General features: G+C 72.2%; 3 protein-coding genes and 1 pseudogene. 3 read left to right on the forward strand and 1 reads right to left on the reverse strand.

Annotation, left to right across the window (positions count from 1 at the left end; translation table 11 throughout):
• Nucleotides 1-242 precede the first annotated feature (242 nt).
• Entirely contained in the window at nt 243-1,463 is a 1,221-nt protein-coding gene (locus tag SACHA_RS20345) for an HNH endonuclease (RefSeq protein ID WP_039738000.1), read from the forward strand.
• A gap of 64 nt (nt 1,464-1,527) precedes the next feature.
• Nucleotides 1,528-2,238: an MBL fold metallo-hydrolase gene (locus SACHA_RS0104985; RefSeq protein ID WP_019807653.1), complete on the forward strand. Its 711-nt coding sequence runs from the start codon at nt 1,528-1,530 to the stop codon at nt 2,236-2,238.
• Between the two features lie 25 nt (nt 2,239-2,263).
• Here SACHA_RS0104985 and SACHA_RS0104990 read toward each other — a convergent pair whose 3' ends face one another.
• Nucleotides 2,264-2,470: a winged helix-turn-helix domain-containing protein gene (locus tag SACHA_RS0104990; RefSeq protein ID WP_019807655.1), complete on the reverse strand. Its 207-nt coding sequence runs from the start codon at nt 2,468-2,470 to the stop codon at nt 2,264-2,266.
• A 152-nt stretch (nt 2,471-2,622) separates the two neighbouring features.
• Between SACHA_RS0104990 and SACHA_RS20350 the strand changes: the two are divergent.
• Nucleotides 2,623-2,986 (forward strand): annotated as a pseudogene (locus SACHA_RS20350) (hypothetical protein); the annotation flags it as partial.

The raw sequence follows: 2,986 nt of genomic DNA on the forward strand, positions 1-2,986 counted from the left end.
GCCCCGCTCCGCCAGCCGCCGCGCCACGGCCGTGCCGATCTCGCTGCGGCCGCCGAGCACGACCACGGTGCCCGGGGTGCCGGTCGTCGGTGCCGAAGAGGCCATGGCGGGCAGTGTCGCAGAATCGGGACGGGCCGCAGAACCGGACAGGCCGCAGAACCGGGACAGCCGCGCGGGCGGGCGTCGGGCTCAGCCGATCGAGGCATCGTGGTGGGGCACCCGACGCGGCTAGACTCGAACACATGAGCGATGAAGGGGGAGGCGACGCCGCGCCGTGCGACGCACTGTCGCGTATGGACCGCGTCCGCGCACTGGGCGAGCACATCGCCCGGCTGCAGGCCCGTCAGCTACGGGAGATCGCCGCGTGTGTCGACCGGCGTGACCCGGCGGACGTGGCCGCCGAGCTCGCCCTGACGTTGACGATCGGCGATCACCACGCTCGGCGGACCGTCGACCTGGCGATGGTGCTGGTGTCCCGCCTGCCGTCCACATTGGCCGCGATGGAGACCGGGGTCCTCGATGCGTACAAGGCGTCCAAGGTGGCCGAGCCGACGGCGTACCTCCCCGACGAGAAGGCGCGGCTGGTTGACGCGATCCTCGCCGACCGACTGTCCGGAAAGGACCCGGGGGCACTGCGGCAGGCGGTGAACCGGGTGGTGGCACGGGTCGACCCGGACGGCGCGGCCGACCGCGCCGTCCGGCGCCGGGCCGAGCGCCGCGTCGAGCTGATCCACGGTGGCGACGGTACGGCCGTTCTGCGTGCCGAGTTGCCCGCCGAGGTGGCGAGCGCGGCCTATGCCCGCGTCGACCGGATCGCCCGCTCCCTGCGTCGGCACGGGGAGACCCGCACGACCGACCAGCTCCGGGCCGACGTGCTGGCCGACCTGCTGCGAGAGGGACACACCACGACCGGGGGTTCTGCACCGCGCACCCGTGCGGAGGTGTTCGTGCACGTCGCGCTGCCCACCCTGCTCGGTACCGACGACCGCCCCGGAGAACTCGCCGGGCACGGACCCGTCCCGGCGCGGGTGGCCCGGGAGATCGCGTTCGACTCGACCTCGACGTGGCGCCGCCTCGTCACCGACCCGCTCACCGGGTCCCTCCTGGATGTGGGGCGGGCGCGGTACCGGCCACCCGCGGCGACGGACGAGTTCGTGCGGGTGCGGGACCACGTGTGCCGGTTCCCGGGATGCCACCGTCCCAGCCGGTTCGGCGATGTGGACCATGTGGTCGCCTGGGGGCGCGGACGGAATGGCCGCACCGCCCCGGACAATCTGGTGGGGCTGTGCCGACGGCACCACCGGTTGAAGGACGTGCCCGGGTGGAGTTTCCGGCTGAACCGGGCCACCCACCGGTTCACCGTGCACACGCCCTCGGGCCTCACCCACGGCACCGACCCGCGACCGCTCCTGGACCCGGGCGAGCACTTTACGACCCCGGACCCCGACCCACCTCCGTTCTGACGTCCGGGGGAGCGGTGACGTGCCGGGGGGCGGAGCGCCCGAACCCGGCCGATACGATCGGGGCATGTCCGAGCGCCTGTACTTCCGGCAACTGTTGGCCGGCCGCGACTACGCCGTCGGCGATCAGATCGCCACCCAGATGCGCAACTTCAGCTACCTGATCGGCGACCGGGAGACCGGCGAGGCCATGGTGGTCGATCCCGCCTACGCGGTGGACGACCTGCTCGGACTGCTCGACGACGACGGGATGCGGCTCACCGGCGTGCTGGCCACGCACTACCACCCCGACCACGTCGGCGGCGACATGATGGGCTTCTCCCTGCCCGGGGTGGCCGAGCTGCTCGCCCGCAAACAGGTGCCGATCCACGTCGCCGACGCCGAACAGGAGTGGGTGCGCCGGGTCACCGGTGTGTCCGGCACCGACCTGGTCGGCCACGACCACGACGACACCGTCGCGATCGGCGCCGTCGAGGTCCGCACCCTGCACACGCCGGGGCACACCCCCGGCAGCCAGTGCTTCCTGCTGGATAACGCGCTCATCGCGGGTGACACGCTGTTCCTCGACGGCTGCGGGCGCACCGACCTGCCCGGCGGCGACGCCGACGCGCTGTACGGCAGCCTCCAGCAGCTCGCGGGCCTGTCCGGGGACCCCGTGGTGTATCCGGGGCACATGTACTCGGCCGAACCGTCGGCGAACCTCTCCCACGTGCGGGAGAACAACGTCGTGTTCCGGCCCCGGTCGCTGGCGGAGTGGCGGCAGATCTTCGCGGGCTGAGCCCGACAGCCAGGTCCCAGTCGGCCTACTCGGAGATGAAGGTGCCGCGTCCGACCACGACGGTCACGATGCCTTCCCGCCGCAGCTCCAGGACCGCTCGCTTGACCGTGCCCACCGCCACGCCGTACGAATCGGCCAGGTCCGCGTAGGCGGGTAGCCGTGCGCCATCGCTCAGGCGCCCCGCCCGCACGTCCTCAGCAATGTCGTCGGCGATCTGTCGCCAGATGGTCACAGGGCCTTCGTGCCTGATGCGGTCACGCCGATCACCCAGCGTGTCAGCGACGCTAGACCTGTTCGGCTCACTCTGCCGAGCTATATCAATCCATGCCTAGCCATAGTAGGCTAGTCTTGAACTCCGAAAACGCGGAAACGTGGAGGAGTGCGATGGAGCAGCACGCGAGGCTGGCCCGGTGGCAGTGGGAGGCGTTGCAGGAGGTGTTCGCCGAGATGTGCGAGCGCACCGGCGGGTCGCTGGAGGATCTGCACGACCGGGCGAACGGCATCCTCGTGTCCTCCCGGCCGTCCGGGTGGGACGCGGGATCGGGCACCCGCTCGTGGCCGGGCGGTGCGCTGTGGAGGTTCGCGTACGAGGTGCTCGGCGAACTCGCGCACCTGGCCGACGCCGCGCCGGAGGACACCGGTGCCATCCACGGGACCGCGTGCCGGGTGCGCGATCTGGCGCGGGCGATGTCCGAGTACCCGAGCGGGGCCGTTCCGGCGCCGGGGAGCGACCCGGGCGATCCGGCGG

The organism is Saccharomonospora halophila 8, assembly GCF_000383775.1.
GTDB classification, from domain to species: domain Bacteria; phylum Actinomycetota; class Actinomycetes; order Mycobacteriales; family Pseudonocardiaceae; genus Saccharomonospora; species Saccharomonospora halophila.

What these genes read in the sequence shown, in the direction of transcription:
- SACHA_RS0104985 (WP_019807653.1), top strand. Translation starts at nt 1,528, where the DNA reads ATGTCCGAGCGCCTGTACTTCCGGCAACTGTTGGCCGGCCGCGACTAC.
- SACHA_RS20345 (WP_039738000.1), top strand. Translation starts at nt 243, where the DNA reads ATGAGCGATGAAGGGGGAGGCGACGCCGCGCCGTGCGACGCACTGTCG.